Source organism: Stenotrophomonas sp. FR012 (assembly GCF_047520565.2).
Taxonomy (GTDB): Bacteria; Pseudomonadota; Gammaproteobacteria; order Xanthomonadales; family Xanthomonadaceae; genus Stenotrophomonas; species Stenotrophomonas sepilia.
On the sequence record NZ_JAXBQL020000002.1, the window covers coordinates 206,178 to 221,679 of the forward strand.

Consider the following 15,502-nt stretch of genomic DNA (forward strand, 5'->3'; position numbering starts at 1 on the left):
TCAGCGCGACTCCGGGCTCGGCGGTGCCTGCAGCAGGGCAGCGAAACGCTGCTTGCCCTGTTCGACATACTCGGCGATCTCCGCCGAATCGCGCGTGGCCTGTCCACGCAGCTGCTCGATCTCCTGCAGCGAGGTCTCCTGGAAGCGCACCACCGCATCGACCAGCTTGCGCACCGAATCGACGCCGATGGTGGCGCCGTAGCCGGCCTTCAGGCCCTCGTGCAGCACGTCGTCGCCAATGTTGGCCACCGCTTCCAGGCCCTTTGAGGTGCCCTCGGTCATCGCATTGAGCGCCTGCGTGGACTCATGCAGGCCCATCTGCGTGGTGAATGCCAGGTTCAAGGCGGTGAAGCTGGTCTCATTGGTGGAGAAGAACACCACCGAGCGCTCGTTGACGCGGCGCTTGACCTCATGCGACTGGTGCACGCGCAGCATGATCGCCTCGGAGGTGGCGTAGTTCACCTGCAGGTTCTCGGCCAGGTCCTTGGCCAGCTGGTAGCGCGACTCCTCGGCCTGGTTGTTGCGCAGGGCCTCGTCGCGGGCCATGACCAGGCGGCCGGTGTCGGCGGCATCGGCGGACGGGTCGGCCGATTCCACGCGCTGCTGCGCCTGCTTCAGCGCCTCGCGCGCATCGGCCAGCGCCTGCTCCTGCAGCTTCAACAGCTCATGGGCCTGGATCTCGGCATCCTTGATCGACAGGCGGAAGTCGCCGTACATCTCCAGCACTCGCGACTCACGCTGCAGCTGCTCGGCCGAATCGCGGCTGACGTCCAGGAACGTACGGCGGATCTTCTCGAACCGACTCGGAATGTCGCCGCGGGTGACCTTCATCCACAGGTTCTGCAGGCGCTCGCCCATGTCGATCTTGCCGTCACGCACCTGCTCGACCATGCTGCTGGCGTCATCACGGATGCTGTCGAAGGCGCGGATGATCTCGGTATAGCGGTCGGACACCTTGGCCGAGCTGATTTCATCACGCATCACGGCATTGAAATGGCCGGACTGCTGCAGCACGCGGGCAATGGCCACCACGCGGCCCTGGTCGAGGGTGGACAGCTGCGAGACCAGCGCGATGGCCGGTGCGTTGTTGTCCTGGGGGGCGGCCAGGCCCAGGCTGCGCAGCGTGGCCATGGCGCGGTCGAGGTACTTGATCGGCGCGGTGGCGGCCGGCGTGGCAAGGAGGGTGTTCTCGGGCATTTCGACGGCTCCGGTCAGGGCAAGCGATGAGGAACCTGCCATGCGGAACGGGCAGGTTGCTGCGAAACGAAGGGGAGGGGAAGCAGCAGCCGTGTGGTGCACGGCAGGCGGGCCCGGTCAAGGGACGACGGCCCGGCAAGGGCGAGGGTGGTGTCCTGTTCACGCATGGCGCATTCCCTGCAGATAGCCCCCCTGGCGATTCCTCACCCATTGTAGCGGTGGTGATGGGCAGGTGAAGCCCCACCGATGGCAGGGTGGAGTAGCGTTGGCGCACGCTCATCCGTTCCGGCAAGCGAGGGGTCCGTGCAGAACGTACCGCAGTGGTTGATATGGGCTGGACTGTCTGCCGCCTTCGCGGCGATGACCGCGCTGTTCGCCAAAGTCGGCGTCAAGGGCGTCGACTCGGACCTGGCCATGGCCATCCGCACCCTGGTGGTGGCAGCGGTAGTCCTGCCGCTGGTGGTGGTCACCGGCAAATGGTCCAACCCGTTGCTGCTGCCGGGGCGCACCCAGCTGTTCCTGGTGCTGTCGGCGCTGGCCACCGGAGCGTCGTGGCTGTTCTACTTCCGCGCATTGCAGAGCGGTGAGCTGGCCAAGGTGGCGGTGGTGGACAAGTTCAGCGTGGTACTGGTGATCGTGCTGGCCTATCTTCTGCTGGGCGAGCGGCCCAGCCTGCGGGAGTGGAGCGGCATCGGCCTGGTGCTGACCAGGGTGATCGTGCTGGCCACGAAGAAGTAGCTGCGTTCAACCGACCAGAGGGGAGAGCAGGATGCAGGGTGAAGCACACGGTACGTTTGAAGTGGATCTGCGGGCGATCGGTGGCAATAACGGCCCGATCGCGGTGATGTCGATCAACAAGACCTTTGCCGGCGACCTGCACGGCAGCAGCGTCGGCCAGATGCTGGCCTTCCGCACACCGGTGCAGGGCTCGGCCGGCTACGTGGCGATGGAGCGGGTGACGGCCACGCTGGCCGGGCGCCACGGCGCGTTCACCCTGCAGCACAATGGGTTGATGACCCGTGGCACGCCACAGCTGAGCGTGGTGGTGGTGCCTGATTCCGGCAGTGACGGCTTGCTGGGCCTGGTCGGCACGCTGGAGATCACCATCAGCGAGGGTCGCCATGACTACCGGCTCCTGTACAGCCTGCCGGAAGAGCGCTAGCGCAGTTCCGCTGCCATCGCCGCGAGCCGGGCGACGGTGTTGAGATTGCGTGCCGTGCCCTGTGCCGAACCGGGAATACGCAAGCGCGAGTCGGCCATGCCGGCACCGTAGTGGATAAAGATCTCGCGCGTGCCGAGTGCGAGCTGTTCATCGCGCCGGCCGGTCACGCCGTCCAGCGGATCGGCAGGCAGGCTGCCGTCGAGGAACAGCGCGACCACACGGTTGCCGGCGGCCTGCGCAAACGGGTTGCGTGCCACCACGCCTACGATCTCGTTGGCCGAGCGCACCAGCACGCCCACCGGCTTGCCGGCGTACGCCTGCAGCCGTTGGGCGAGGGCCTCCCGTACGGTGGATTCATCAAGCCCGCTGCGGAACACCACATTGCCGCTGGCGATGTAGGTGCGGACATCGGCGAAGCCTGCGTCCTCGCACATCGCCACCAGTTCGCGCATCGGCAGCTTGCCGGTGCCGCCGACGTTGACCGCGCGCAGCAGCGCGACGTGGACGTTCATGGCGTACCCGCCTGCAGGCGGTCGTACATGCGCACCAGGTCAACCAGGGTGCGTGCGCCCATCTTGCGCATCACCTGCGCACGGCGCACCTTCACCGTGATCTCGCTGACGCCCAGGTCGCCGGCGATCTGCTTGTTGAGGCGGCCGCGCACCACGCCATCGACCACCTCGCGCTCGCCGGCATTGAGGGTGTCCCAGCGCAGCTGCAGCGCGCCGAGTGCCTCGCCCTCGCGGCGGCGCTGGCGGTCGATCTCGATGCCCTTGTGGATGGCATCGAGCAGTTCCTGATCACGGAAGGGCTTGGTGAGGAATTCGATGGCGCCGTCCTTGATCGCGTTGACGCCCATCGCGATGTCGCCGTGGCCGGTGATGAACACCACCGGCAGCTGCAGGCCGTGGCTGCCCATCGTGCGATGGAATTCAAGACCGCTCTGGCCGGGCATGCGCACGTCCAGCACGAGACATGCCGGTGCGTCTTCCAGCGCGTGTTCGAGGAAGGCCTGGGTGGAGGCGAAGGCCCGCACCTGCAGGCCCATCGAGGCCAGCAGGTCTTCCAGTGCTGCGCGCACCGACGGATCGTCGTCGACCACATAGACGATGGGTGCCGGATCGGGGTTGGCGGCAGTGGGCTTACGCATGGTGGGCGTCCGTGGCAATGGGCAGGTCGAACACAAAGCAGGCACCGCCGCCTGCCGGTCGTTCGGCACGGATCTGGCCGTCGTTGGCTTCGATCATCGAGCGGCTCAGGCTGAGACCCAGCCCCAGACCGTGCGACTTGGTGGTCCAGAAGGCATCGAAGACGCGTTCGGGATGGTCGGCGGGCAGGCCGACACCGCGATCACGGACGCTGAGGCTGACCCGCTGGCCGTCGCGCCGGGTCAGCAGGGACAAGCGCCGGTCGGCGGTGGGCACGGTCTCCATCGCGTCCACCGCATTGAGGATCAGGTTGCCGATCACCTGCTGCACCTGCACGCGGTCGGCCTGCACCGGTGGCAGTTCGGCGTCCAGCAGCAGCGCCACGGCCACGCCATGCCGGTCCAGCTCGCTGCGCGACAGCGCCAGCATTTCCTCCACCGCCTCGTTCAGATCGAAGGCGCGTCGCTGCGGTGCCGCGCCCTGGGTCAGGCCGCGGATGCGGGCGATCACGTCGCCTGCGCGGTGTGCATCGGCCAGGATGCGGGCCACGGTCTGCCGGGCCTTGTCCACGTTCGGTGGGTCCTGCGCGAGCCAACGCTGGCAGGCTTCGGCGCTGCTGGCGATGGCCGCCAGCGGCTGGTTCACTTCATGCGCGATGGAAGTGGTCAGTTCGCCTACGGTGGACGCGCGCGCCACACGCAACAGGCGGCCCTGCGCCTCCTGCACGGCGGCCTTGGCTGCTTCCATGTTCAGGGCAAGGTAGGTGGTGATGCCGATCACCAGCATGCCAATGACCGAATTGACCAGGCCGATGCGATAGGTGCCGAAGCGGGTCAGGAAGAAGCTCAGCCCGGTCAGCGCGATGCAGGTAATGGCCAGGGTGATCAACCCGCGTGCGCCCAGCACGCGCGATGCGGCCAGGATGACCGCCGCGTAGAAGCAGGCAGCGGCAACTGCGTAATCGGTGACGGTGTCGATCAGGAAGATCGCCGCCATCACGACGATCAGGGCCAGCAGCACCAGTGGGCGGCGGGGCGACAGCGATGGCATCGGGGAAGCTCCCTGGCGTGGGGTGAAAGGATAGCAAAGCCGCCATCGGTGGATACCGGCCTTGGTCGGCACCGGTCAAAGCGATGCCTGGTAGTGCCGGCCGCTGGCCGGCATCTGCAGGGTGCTTCCGGAGATCATCAGGTTGCCGGCCAGCCGCCGGCACTACTCCTCCAGGCTGGCGTTCCAGAACCCCTGCAGCACGCCGGGCGTGGTCGCCAGCGTCGCCAGTACCGCATCCAGTTCGCCGGCATCCACCGTGGTGGCATACAGCACCGCTTCGATTTCCACGTCGCGCTCGCCGAACGGGCGCTGGTCCACCGCGCGCACCGGGTACTGCGCCTGCTCAAGCAGCAGCAACAGCTGATCCAGCACCTCTGCCTGTTGCTCGCGCTGGCAGACCACGTTGATCGCATAGGTCGCTTCGCTGAACGCTTCCGGCAGCGGCTGCCGCTGGATGCGGTTCACCACCGGCCGCAGCAGGGTGTTGGCGGCCAGCACGAACACCGCGGCGAGCACTGCTTCGGGCAGCAGCTTGATACCGGCACATGCTCCCACCGCCGCCGATCCCCACAGGGTAGCGGCGGTGTTCAGGCCGGACACCTGCGCGCCGTCCTTCATGATCGCGCCGGCACCGAGGAAGCCGACGCCGGAGATCACATAGGCCACCACATGCAGCGGTGACGGCGGGCCGCCGTACAGGTCATGGAAGCGCACGGCCAGATCGACGAACACCGCCGCACCCACCGCCACCAGCGTGTTGGTACGCAGGCCCGCGGTGCGTTGCCGCAGCTGGCGTTCCAGGCCGATGACCGTGCCCAGCACGAACGCCACCGACAGGCTGATCAGCGAGCTGAGCGTGGCACCGGCGTCGAACGCCGGCAGGTTCGGATTGATGTCCATTGTGTTTCTCCCTGGACAAAGCGGCGGGCGCTTACTGCCAGCCGTAACGACGGATGTAGAACCGCTTCAGCGCAGTGGTCAGCACCGCGTAGCCGAACAGGATCGCCACCAGGAACGGCCAGTAGCCGGCCGGCAGCGCCTGCAGCTTGAAGTAGCCGGCCAGCGGGCTCATCGGCAGGGCCACGCCAATGGCCATGATCAGGCCGGTCATCAGCAGCAGTGGCGGCGCGGCGATGCTCTGCAGGAACGGCACCTTCGGCGTGCGGATCATGTGCACGATCAGGGTCTGGGTCAGCAGGCCGACCACGAACCAGCCGGACTGGAACAGGCCTTGGTCGGCCGGCGTGCGTGCATCGAACACGTACCACATCAGCGCGAAGGAGCTCAGGTCGAAGATCGAGCTGATCGGCCCGAAGAACACCATGAAGCGGCCGATGTCCGCCGGGTTCCACTTCAGCGGCTTGCGCACCAGCTCCTCGTCCACGTTGTCGAACGGAATGGCGATCTGCGAGATGTCGTACAGCAGGTTCTGCACCAGCAGCTGCAGCGGCAGCATCGGCAGGAACGGCAGGAAGGCCGAGGCCACCAGCACCGAGAACACATTGCCGAAGTTGGAGCTGGCGGTCATGCGGATGTACTTCAGCATGTTGTTGAACGTGCGCCGGCCCTGGATGACGCCTTCCTCCAGCACCATCAGGTTCTTTTTCAGCAGGATGATGTCGGCGGCCTCCTTGGCGATGTCCACCGCACTGTCCACGCTGATGCCGATATCGGCTGCGCGCAGCGCCGGTGCATCATTGATGCCGTCGCCGAGGAAGCCGACCACCTTGCCCTGAGCACGCAGCTCGCGCACCAGGCGCTCCTTGTGCAGCGGCGTCAGCCGGGCGAACACGCAATGGTGGTGCAGCGCCCGCGACAGCGCGCCGTCATCCATGCGCTCGATCTGCGGCCCGGTCAGGATGGTGTCGGCGTCCAGCCCCACCTGCGCGCAGACACGCGCGGTCACCAGTTCGTTGTCGCCGGTGAAGACCTTGACCTCCACGCCATGCGCGGCAAGCGCCTGCAGCGCCTGCGCGGCCGATTCCTTCGGCGGGTCGAGGAACGCCACGTAGCCGACCAGGGTCAACCCGCACTCGTCCGCCTGCGAGTAGGTGGTCTGGCTGGCTGCGGTCTCCTTCATCGCCACCGCCACCACGCGCAGGCCCTGTTCGTTCAGTTCCTCGGTGGTCTGCCGCACCCGCGCCAGGCGGCGCTCGTCCAGCGGCATGTCCTGGCCGTTCTCGCGCACGGTGCTGCACACCGCCAGCATCTCTTCCACGGCTCCCTTGCAGATCAGCTCATGGTGGTCCTCGCGCTCGGAGACCACCACCGACATGCGGCGGCGCTCGAAGTCGAACGGGATCTCATCCACCTTGTGGTAGTCCTGCGACAGCCGCAGCGAGCTCTGCAGCTCCACGTGCTCCAGTACCGCACGGTCCAGCAGGTTGATCAGCCCGGTCTGGAAGTGGCTGTTGAGGTAAGCGAACTTCAGCACGTCTTCCGAATCGTGGCCGAACACATCGGTGTGGCGCTCCAGCGCGATCCTGTCCTGGGTGAGGGTGCCGGTCTTGTCGGTGCACAGCACTTCCATCGCGCCGAAGTTCTGGATGGCATCCAGGCGCTTGACGATCACCTTGCGCCGCGACAGCAGCACCGCGCCCTTGGCCAGGGTGGAAGTGACGATCATCGGCAGCATTTCCGGCGTCAGGCCCACCGCCACCGACAGCGCGAACAGGAACGCCTCGGTCCAGTCGCCCTTGGTCCAGCCGTTGATCAGCAGCACGAACGGCACCATCACCAGCGCGAAGCGGATCAGCAGCCAGCTGACACTGTTGACGCCGGCCTGGAATGCGGTGGGCGCACGGTCGGTGGCGGTGCTGCGCTGGGCCAGGGTGCCGAAGTAGGTGCGGTTACCGGTGGCCAGCACAATGGCGGTGGCCGTACCGGACACCACGTTGGTACCCATGAACAGCAGGTTGTGCTGTTCCAGCAGGCCGGCCAGGCCATCGCCCGGGTGCGCGAATTTCTCCACCGGCAGCGACTCGCCGGTCATCGCCGCCTGCGCCACGAACAGGTCCTTGGCGTTCAGCACGCGGCAATCGGCCGGAATCATGTCGCCTGCCGACAGCACGATGTGGTCGCCGGGCACCAGTTCACGGATCGGCAGGTCCAGCAGGCGTGCAGGGCGACGGCTGTGCAGGCGCGCGCCGAAGTACTGGTCTGCCACATCCGCAGCCTCGGTGCCGGGATTGCGGCGCAGCACGCGCGCAGTGTTGCCGACCAGTGCCTTCAGCCGCTCGGCCGCTCGGTTCGAACGACCCTCCTGCACGAAGCGGATCAGCGTGGACAGCAGCACCATCGCACCGATGACGATCGTCGCCTTGATGTCCTCGGTCAGCCAGGACACCGCCGCCAGCACGGTCAGCAGCAGGTTGAACGGATTGCGGTAGCACTGCCACAGGTGGCGCCACCACGGCAGCGGCTTCTCGTGATCCACCTCATTGGGGCCGAGCGTGGACAGTCGCTCCTCGGCCTCATGGGGACTGAGGCCATCGGCATGCGAGCCCAGCGTGGCCAGCAGCTCGGCTTCGTCCCGCTGGGCGAGCGTGACCAGGCCGGTGGTGAGCGCGAACGGCGCCGCTTCGGCGCTGCCCGGACCAAACCCGACTTCGGGCATCGCGCGGCGGCGGAACAGGTTGCCTGCGCGACGGCTGCGCAGGAAGGCGTTGAACCAGGCGTTGAGCAGGCTCATGGGACGCTCCTCGAATGTCAGAGCCGGCCGCAGCCGGAACACGAACGGAATGGGTGACACAGATCAGGCGTGGCGCATCGCCAGCACCGCCGGTGACCATGGCTGCATGTGCAGCCGCTGGCTGCCACCGATGCACAGCGGCTTCATCGCATCGCGCAGGGGATAGGGCAGATGACGCAGCACAGTGATGCGCTCGCTGATCGGCAGCAGCGACAAGGCGTCGGCTACCACGCGCGGCGAACCGAGCGACAGCGAACGGGCAAACATGACCGGGCCGTATTGCAGCAGCTGGCTGCGCAGGGCGGCAACATCGCGCTCGCCGATCAGGCGGCGCAGGGTGATGTAGAGGATCTTGTAGGACATGGGGGCGATCTCCAGGCAGGCGGCGCCTGGCGGTCCCCCGTCACTCAGGCAGGCAGGGACCGGCGGGCAGGCGCCAGGAACAGGCAACAGGCGGTGATCCGGGGTGCGGCGCACCCGGCAGGGTCGGGGTCCATCTGCGTCTCCATGAGGGGAAGTTGGCAGCCAGGGTTGCCCTGGCCAGTGGTGCTATTGTCCGCCCCTGAATGGGACAGGCCTAGAGACTCGTGGGTTAGCCCGGCTATACCTTGGTATAGCCGGGCATGCACAGCGCCAATCGAGGGTTCAGTGATGGATCAATGCGAAGCGCTGGTCTGCTTGCACACGTCGTACTCGCCACGGGTCAACGTCTTGTCACGGTCGGTATCGCAGGCATGCAGCCGTTCGGCCCAGTCCGGTGCTACCGCATCGACTTCCGCCAGGGTGACGATGCCGTCCTTGTCCTTGTCCAGCGATTCGTAGGCAGGGATGAGCCTTACTTCTGTCACGTCCTCGGCGGCGGTGGCCTTGCTGGCCTCCTAGGGATTGGAACAGGCGCCCAGCAGCAGGCCCGCAGATAGCGAGAGAGCGATGGGAAGGCAGCGATAACCGGTCATGGCGTGCTCCTGGGGAAAGGGCGAACCACCGGTGCGGTGGTCACCGCCGGATCTTCTGCGCGGAGCTGTAAGCGGGCTGCGAAGAATGGGGCCGTGGACCGTTGCCGGTGGGTCGCCATTCACCTGGCCGCGCAGCAGCGATTGCGCGGAGTCGAAGCTACCCTCGAACGGTGGGATGCCGGCCAGCGGCCGGCACTACCATCTGCTCAGAAACGGTCGGCAAAGGCGTCCGTGGCCCGCACCAGCGCATCCACCGTGGCCGGCTCGTTGGCGCTGTGGCCGGAGGTCACCATCTCCAGCCGGGCTTCCGGCCAGGCCTTGGCCAGATCCCACGCACTGCGCGGCGGGCAGATGATGTCGTAGCGCCCCTGCACGATCACGCAGGGCAGGTGGCGGATGTGATCGATATCGCGCAGCAGCTGGTCCGGCTCCAGGAAGATGCTGTTGCGGAAGTAATGCGCTTCAATGCGGGCCTTTGCCAATGTGTCCAGCGGGTCGTCGGTGGATTGCGCATCCACGTCGTGCTGCAGGGTGGCCGCGTTGTCCTCCCAGCCCAGCCAGGCCTGCGCGGCTTCGATCCGGATCGCCACATCCGGGCTGTCCATGCGGCTCCAGTAGGCTGCGATCATGTCGCCGCGCTCGGCTTCCGGAATGTAGGCCTCATAGCGGTCCCAGCGCTCCGGGAAGATCCAGCGCGCACCGCCGTTGGCTTCGGCGAACCAGCGGTTTTCCATTTCGCGGCCGAGGAATACGCCGCGCACGATCAGGCCGGTGGCGCGCTCGGGATGTGCCTGTGCGTAGGCCAGTGACAGGGTCGACCCCCAGGAGCCGCCATAGACCAGCCAACGCTCGATGCCCAGGTGCTCACGCACCTTCTCGATGTCGGCCACCAGGTCCTGCGTGGTGTTGTCGCGCAGCTCGCCGAACGGGGTGGAGCGGCCGCTGCCACGCTGGTCGATCAACACAATGCGGTAGCGTGCCGGATCGAAGAAACGGCGATGGGTGGGTGAAATGCCCGCGCCTGGGCCGCCGTGCAGGTACACCACCGGAATGCCGTCCGGTGTGCCGCACTCTTCGACATGCAGCGTGTGCAGATCGCTCACCGGCAGGGTGAACTCGCGGTAGGGTTCGATGGCGGGGTACAGGGTACGCATGGCAGGTGTCTCACAAGCTGGGGCGGCCAGCATAGCGCCGCCACCTGCGGGCTGCAGCGACGGACTCCTGCGCGGCGCTGGAAATGGGTTGGCCGATGCGCATAAGCTTCCGCGATGCAAGCGACCACGACCGGGACGTCAACCTTCAACTTCACCCTTGGCAGCGGCGCGCGCGAGCTGCTGAAGTGGATCGCACTGCTGGCCATGACCGGTGATCACGTGGCCAAGGTGGTCTTTGGCGGCTACGTACCGGTGGTCAGCGAACTGGGGCGCATTGCCTTCCCGCTGTTCGCGCTGGTGATGGCCTGCAACCTGGCCCAGCCCGGGGCCGACCTGCGCAAGTCGATGCGTCGGCTCGCGCTGTGGGGGCTGATCGCGCAGCCAGTGCACGCATTCGCGTTTGGTTCCTGGCTGCCGCTCAACATCCTGCTGACCTTTGCCCTGGCTGCGGTGGCCGTTCATGCGCTGGCGAACCATCGGCCCGTTCAGCTGTTGCTGGCTGCCGGCGTGCTGCCGATGTTCGTGGATTACCAGTGGGCGGGTGTCGGCTGCGTGCTGCTGGGATGGATCGCGTTCCGGCATCGCGCGTGGTGGCTGCTGCTGGTCGGGCTCGCAGCGGTGTGCTGGGCGAACCACAACGGCTGGGCATTGCTGGCCGTACCGGTGGTGCTGCTGGCCGCGCGGGTGACATGGCCACTGCCGCGCTGGCGGTGGGCGTTCTATCTCTACTACGTCGGGCACCTGGCGGTGCTTGCTGCGTACGTGCTGCTGCGCGCCTGATTCGTCGCTGCAGGGTGGCGGCTATCGTCCCTGTCCGATGGAACGTGCTCGATCCTGCTTCCACGATGCGGTTTCCGGCCGCGTCTGCGGTCGCGCAACCACGCAAAGGAGCACTCCATGAGCATTGAACAGATCCTGTACACCGCCCAGGCCACCGCCGTCGGTGGGCGCGAGGGCCACGCCACCTCATCGGACAGGATGCTCGATATCGCGCTGTCCACGCCGGCAGAACTGGGTGGGACTGGCGGGACGGGCACCAACCCGGAGCAGTTGTTCGCCGCAGGTTACTCGGCGTGTTTCCTCGGCGCGCTGCGCCATGTCGCTGGCCACGAGGGCGTGAGCATCCCCGACAATGCTTCGGTTACCGGTCGCGTTGGCATCGGCCCGGTCAGCACCGGCTTCGCCATCGACGTCGCGCTGACCATCTCGTTGCCGGGCGTAGACAGCGAGCAGGCACGTGATCTGGTCAGCAAGGCCCACGTGGTATGCCCGTACTCGCATGCCACCCGCAACAACATCAACGTCGCGCTCATCGTAGCCTGAGCCAACCGCCGCAGCGGGACGCGCCCGCTGCGGCCTTCGGGTTTACCCCGGCGCCATCCAGTCCAGTGGTGATGCTGCGAGAAATGCCTGCACCGTGCTGTACAGCGCGTCCGACTGCGCAGCGCTCCCATCCAGCCGGAACTCACCCAGCACGTGCAGGGTGCCGGCGCCGTCGTCATCGTTGCGATGCCCGGCAAGCAGCACCGGCACACGCGCCAGTCGCGCAAGCCGCAACGGTGCGGGTTGGCGATGGCCCGGCAGGGCGGAATGTGCCATCAGCAGTGGGTCCAGCAGCGCGATGATCGTGGCGCCGCGTCGCAGTTGCCGCCAGCCCTGGCCGGGCCTGGGCGATGATCCGATGTCCAGGCGATGGCCCTGGCCCTGCAGTGCCGCCAGGATTCGATGCTCGGCCGACCCTGGAGCGTGCGGGCTGCGGATGAAATAGTGCGCAGGCGCACCGGGTCGATCCAGTACCGCTGCGATGGCCAGCTCCACATCACCGGTGGGCAGCAGGCAGACGACACGGCGCCGGCCCGCGCCGGACGCCCAAAGTGCCTGAGGGTCCTTCCAGGCGATCAGGCGCGCATGCCGCTTCACCGCGTGGAAGGGGAGTGTGCGCAGGTGGCGCAGGCGCATTCGTCGCAGCCACGCGTGCGCCAGCACGATGCTGCCCAGCCTGCTCGCCGTGCCGGCGGGCAGGCCGAGCCGTTGCAGGACGCTACAGGCGCTCTGGTAGCGACGGGGCTGCAGGCTGGGCCCCAGCGCAGCAGAAATGCGACAGGCGACGCGCCGTTGTTGCGACGGCGACAGCAGGCGCGCGGCGACGACGCCCAAGCGCAGGCTGGCCTGATCGAGTGCGTGCCGGCTGAGCAGCCGCAGCAGCCACCAGCGTTCGCCCATGCGTCGTGCCCACATCGCGGTCTCTCCGTGTCCTGGGGTTCGGGACGGACAGGGTCGCGGCGGGTGGGACGGGCAGAAACCGGACAAGTACGAATTGTGAGGAGCGTGAAGATTTGGGCGGAATACGACACATCAAACGTCGAATTTGGACATCGTCCTACATCGATAGGGCGGGCGCGACTGCATGCTGAGCGTCCCCGATCTGTCTGCGAGCCTCCAACGCCGCCTCCTGCCATGCCGTCGTCCCCTACCACCGTCGCAGCGTCCCCGTACCGCCTGCACGCCCGTGCAGGTGCGGGGCCGGCTGATGGCGGCGAGCTGCAGGCACTGCGACGCTACCCACGTCGGCTGATGCTGGCGTGCGGGGCGGTACTCAGCCTGCTCTCGATCAGCGTGCTGATCACCCTCATCGTGGTCCAGGTGAACGCCTACGAGGCCCGTCGCATCGCCGATTTCCGCCGTGCTCACAATGCATTGCAGATCCAGCTGGCGCGGCAGGATGCCAGCTACGCCCGCCTGGCCAACATGGCCGAGTACGCCTGGGGCCACGACGCGCGATTGGGCCAGGCCAGTTCCGATGCGATGTACCAGGCGTATCTGCAGGGCGGCCAGCGGCTGCTGGTGGTGGCCGACGACAGCAGCCGGCCGCAGATGGCGCTGGGCCTGCAGACACTGCAGTGGCAGCCGCAGGAGCTGAAGCGTTACCTGCAGCTGAGTGCCGCCGTCTCGTTGATCCAGCGCCTGACCCGCACCTCCGATGAAGGCGAGCCGGTGGGGGCTTCGTACTTCTTCGACCCCAGCGGGCAGTACCTGTCGCTGGACAACGGCCTCACCGAGCGCAGCCTGGCGGACGCGCTGGGCATGCGTTCGCGCGAGGAGATCTTCGCGCACCTGCGGGCCCCGGCGCAGCTGCTGGCGCCGGCCTCGCTGCATGACCAGGTGCCGTTGCTGGAGAGCCTGGCGCGCAGCGACGCGCCGCAACGTACCTTCGGCCGCCATCCGATCAGCGGCGAGCCGTCGCTGGTCTCGGTGTTCCAGGCCAGTGCCGGCGACGCCCCCATTGCCACGTTCGTCGCGTACGAGCCCTTGGCCCGCTTGCAGGACCTGCTTCGCCGCAACAGCCAGGGCCACCTGATGTTGCTGGACCGTGACGGCCTGCGCGTGCTCTCCAGCCACGAGGATGCACGTGATGTCAGCGGCGCCGACGCCGACTGGGTTCTGCTCGGCAATGCCACCCGCGCACGCTTCCACAACGGGCGCTTCACCCTGGCGCTGGCGGTGAATGGCACGCCCTGGACGCTGGTGGAAACCTACCGCTGGCGCGACATCCTGCGCGGCATAGCGCCGATGCTGCTGTCGGGCGGCGCCTCGTTGATCGCCGCGCTGGCCGTGCTGTGGATCTTCCTGCTGTGGCTGCACAAGCGCATGTACATGCCGGCGCTGCGCCAGGTCAAGGCGATCTACGCGCGCGACCAGCGCCTGCGCCTGCTGCTGGACTATGTTCCAGTCGGGGTCGCGCTGCTGGATGCCCGCAGTGGTGAGGTACAGGACCTCAACAGTCCCCTGCAGCGGATGGACCGCGCCAGCGGTGGCCGCTTGATTCCACAGCTGCGCGCCGCGGTCGAACAGGCTGATCTGGCCGATGGCCCGGTCATCCTCGGCGGCGAGCTGCCGCTGGCCAGCGATCCGCAGCAGCGTCTGTTCCACCGTACTCATGTCCACTGCGGCGGGCACGCGTGGCCGGGCGGGGTGCTGCTGATGGTGGAGGACATCAGTGAGGACATGCGTGCCCTGCTGGCCGAGCAGGCGCAGACCGCTGCCGCAGAATCGTGCAGCCGCGCCAAATCGCATTTCGTGGCGGCGATGAGCCATGAGATCCGCACGCCGTTGCACGGCATCATCGGCCACCTGGAACTGCTGGCGCGCGCGCCCCTGCCCGCAGAGTCGATGGAACGGGTGCTGCGCCTGCGCCAGTCCGCCGATTCACTCATGGACATCATCACCGACGTGCTGGACCTGTCGCGCATCGAGTCCGGCCAGTGGACACTGACGCCCGAACGCTTCTCGCCTGCGGCGATGCTTGAACGGGTGGCGCTGCTGTTCGCACCGATGGCCAATGCCAAGGGCCTGCAGCTCGATTGCGTGGTGGGTGCCAACGTGCCGGAAGGCGCGGTGGCGCCGATGGCGGCGATCGAGCGGGTGTTGCGCAACCTGGCCAGCAACGCGTTGAAGTTCACTGCGTCCGGGCGCGTGCAGCTGGGCGTAACCTGCCGTCGCGAGGACGCGCTGGCGTGGCTGCGCTTCGAGGCGACCGACTCCGGCATCGGCCTGAGCCAGGCCGAGTGCGATCGGCTGTTCAAGCCGTTCGTGCAGGCCGACACCACCATCCTGTCGCGGTTTGGTGGTTCGGGCCTGGGGTTGGCACTGTGCCAGCAGCTCTGCGAGCGCATGGGCGGCCGCATATGGGTGGAAAGCACCCCCGGGGTCGGCAGCCGTTTCGTGTTCGAAACCCCGCTGGCGACCTCGGTCACACAGGCGGCGGCGGTGCCCCTGGCGGGCCGGGTGGTGGGCCTGCTGGCTGCGGCCGGCCCGTGGCGCGCGGAACTTGAACGGCGCATCCGCGGTTGGGGAGCCCAGGTCGTCACTCCGCAGCTGCTGGCGACGGCGCCGTGGCTGGATATTCCCGAAGGGGCGGTGGTGGTGATGTTTGAGCCTGCTCCAAGCGAGTGGGAGGGCGTGCAGCGCTCGGGCCGTGCGTGGGTCCGGGTCTGCCGTGAAGGCCCGCTGCGTCCGCAGTGGCAAGGGGAGGGGCAGGTGGTGTCCTGCTATGCCAGCGAATCGCTGTATCAGGCTCTGGTTCAAAGCGAGCCAGAACCGCCAGTGAATGTCGCAATCGGATAAATTGCATGGGCACCCACGTC

The 15,502-nt window shown here is 67.3% G+C and carries 14 protein-coding genes and 1 pseudogene; 5 read left to right on the top strand and 10 right to left on the bottom strand.

Features of this window, described 5'->3' with window-relative positions; translation table 11 throughout:
* On the bottom strand, positions 1 to 1,197 hold the full coding sequence (locus tag ACM0O9_RS05025) for a cell surface protein (RefSeq protein ID WP_065177724.1): 1,197 nt from the start codon (positions 1,195 to 1,197) through the stop codon (positions 1 to 3).
* Between the two features lie 303 nt (positions 1,198 to 1,500).
* Here ACM0O9_RS05025 and ACM0O9_RS05030 point away from each other — a divergent pair, with 303 nt between their 5' ends.
* Together ACM0O9_RS05030 and ACM0O9_RS05035 are read left to right on the top strand one after the other, a co-directional pair.
* Positions 1,501 to 1,935, top strand: coding sequence for an EamA family transporter (locus tag ACM0O9_RS05030; protein WP_321573322.1), 435 nt, complete (start codon positions 1,501 to 1,503; stop codon positions 1,933 to 1,935).
* 31 nt (positions 1,936 to 1,966) lie between these two features.
* Positions 1,967 to 2,359: a DUF3224 domain-containing protein gene (locus ACM0O9_RS05035; protein ID WP_235649204.1), complete on the top strand. Its 393-nt coding sequence runs from the start codon at positions 1,967 to 1,969 to the stop codon at positions 2,357 to 2,359.
* On the opposite strand, the gene ACM0O9_RS05040 is transcribed toward ACM0O9_RS05035, so the two are convergent.
* The 8 genes and pseudogenes from ACM0O9_RS05040 to pip all read right to left on the bottom strand — a co-directional run bounded on the left by ACM0O9_RS05040 (position 2,356) and on the right by pip (position 10,358).
* Positions 2,356 to 2,871 carry a DUF1697 domain-containing protein gene (locus ACM0O9_RS05040; protein WP_235649203.1) on the bottom strand — a complete coding sequence of 172 codons (516 nt, stop codon included), beginning with the start codon at positions 2,869 to 2,871 and terminating at the stop codon, positions 2,356 to 2,358. The genes ACM0O9_RS05035 and ACM0O9_RS05040 overlap by 4 nt on opposite strands.
* Entirely contained in the window at positions 2,868 to 3,509 is a 642-nt protein-coding gene (locus ACM0O9_RS05045) for a response regulator transcription factor (protein ID WP_065186490.1), read from the bottom strand. Before ACM0O9_RS05045 ends, ACM0O9_RS05040 begins: the two co-directional genes overlap by 4 nt.
* Positions 3,502 to 4,557, bottom strand: a complete 1,056-nt coding sequence (locus tag ACM0O9_RS05050) for a sensor histidine kinase (protein ID WP_138951462.1) — start codon at positions 4,555 to 4,557, stop codon at positions 3,502 to 3,504. The genes ACM0O9_RS05045 and ACM0O9_RS05050 overlap by 8 nt, the downstream gene beginning before the upstream one ends.
* A gap of 162 nt (positions 4,558 to 4,719) precedes the next feature.
* Positions 4,720 to 5,457: an MgtC/SapB family protein gene (locus ACM0O9_RS05055; RefSeq protein ID WP_065177730.1), complete on the bottom strand. Its 738-nt coding sequence runs from the start codon at positions 5,455 to 5,457 to the stop codon at positions 4,720 to 4,722.
* Positions 5,458 to 5,488: 31 nt separating this feature from the next.
* Positions 5,489 to 8,248: a magnesium-translocating P-type ATPase gene (mgtA, locus tag ACM0O9_RS05060; protein ID WP_414603979.1), complete on the bottom strand. Its 2,760-nt coding sequence runs from the start codon at positions 8,246 to 8,248 to the stop codon at positions 5,489 to 5,491.
* Between the two features lie 63 nt (positions 8,249 to 8,311).
* On the bottom strand, positions 8,312 to 8,611 hold the full coding sequence (locus ACM0O9_RS05065) for a hypothetical protein (RefSeq protein WP_005416698.1): 300 nt from the start codon (positions 8,609 to 8,611) through the stop codon (positions 8,312 to 8,314).
* 293 nt (positions 8,612 to 8,904) lie between these two features.
* Positions 8,905 to 9,204 (bottom strand): annotated as a pseudogene (locus ACM0O9_RS05070) (EF-hand domain-containing protein).
* Positions 9,205 to 9,410: 206 nt separating this feature from the next.
* Positions 9,411 to 10,358 carry a prolyl aminopeptidase gene (gene pip / locus ACM0O9_RS05075; RefSeq protein ID WP_065177733.1) on the bottom strand — a complete coding sequence of 316 codons (948 nt, stop codon included), beginning with the start codon at positions 10,356 to 10,358 and terminating at the stop codon, positions 9,411 to 9,413.
* A 114-nt stretch (positions 10,359 to 10,472) separates the two neighbouring features.
* Between pip and ACM0O9_RS05080 the strand changes: the two genes are divergently transcribed.
* Both ACM0O9_RS05080 and ACM0O9_RS05085 read left to right on the top strand, forming a co-directional pair.
* Positions 10,473 to 11,138, top strand: coding sequence for a TraX family protein (locus ACM0O9_RS05080; RefSeq protein ID WP_065196367.1), 666 nt, complete (start codon positions 10,473 to 10,475; stop codon positions 11,136 to 11,138).
* A gap of 117 nt (positions 11,139 to 11,255) precedes the next feature.
* Positions 11,256 to 11,681 carry an organic hydroperoxide resistance protein gene (locus ACM0O9_RS05085; protein ID WP_005416694.1) on the top strand — a complete coding sequence of 142 codons (426 nt, stop codon included), beginning with the start codon at positions 11,256 to 11,258 and terminating at the stop codon, positions 11,679 to 11,681.
* 42 nt (positions 11,682 to 11,723) lie between these two features.
* Here the strand turns inward: ACM0O9_RS05085 and ACM0O9_RS05090 are convergent, their stop codons facing one another.
* Complete coding sequence (locus ACM0O9_RS05090; RefSeq protein ID WP_065186486.1) at positions 11,724 to 12,596, bottom strand: hypothetical protein; 873 nt, start codon at positions 12,594 to 12,596, stop codon at positions 11,724 to 11,726.
* Positions 12,597 to 12,815: 219 nt separating this feature from the next.
* Between ACM0O9_RS05090 and ACM0O9_RS05095 the strand changes: the two genes are divergently transcribed.
* Positions 12,816 to 15,482, top strand: a complete 2,667-nt coding sequence (locus ACM0O9_RS05095) for a sensor histidine kinase (RefSeq protein ID WP_235649199.1) — start codon at positions 12,816 to 12,818, stop codon at positions 15,480 to 15,482.
* Positions 15,483 to 15,502 lie beyond the last annotated feature (20 nt).